1 protein-coding gene is annotated in these 295 nt (G+C 75.6%); it reads right to left on the bottom strand.

All coding sequences use genetic code 11. The annotated features are described in order from the left end of the window. Window positions 1–295 (bottom strand): hypothetical protein (locus QQK25_RS17885; protein ID WP_284189151.1); only part of this gene is annotated, 295 nt, incomplete at both ends.

Below are 295 nucleotides of genomic sequence, written 5' to 3'. Positions count from 1 at the left end.
TCATCGCGGCTTCCAGGGCGCGCACCAGATCGAGCTTGCGGGCGAAGTCGGCGGTGTGGGAGAGCGCGGCCAGCCGCACGGTGGCCTTGCCCCGGGCAAAGCCGATGGCCACCCGGTCGCAGCCCAGGCGCACGGCGGCCTCGGTGGCGACGGCCTGGCAGGCGGCGTCGGCCCGGCCTTCGCCGAGGGTGAGCATCAGCAGATCGAGGGCGGTCATCAGCCGCTCGCGCAGCGCGCTGCGTTCGTCCTGGCCCGCTTCGCCCTGCCGCAGGGCCAGCCAGCCGCTGCCCCAGCG

The sequence above is a fragment of the Zoogloea oryzae genome, assembly GCF_030161255.1.
GTDB classification, from domain to species: Bacteria; Pseudomonadota; Gammaproteobacteria; order Burkholderiales; family Rhodocyclaceae; genus Zoogloea; species Zoogloea oryzae.
This window is presented reverse-complemented; position numbering and strand designations above follow the sequence as displayed.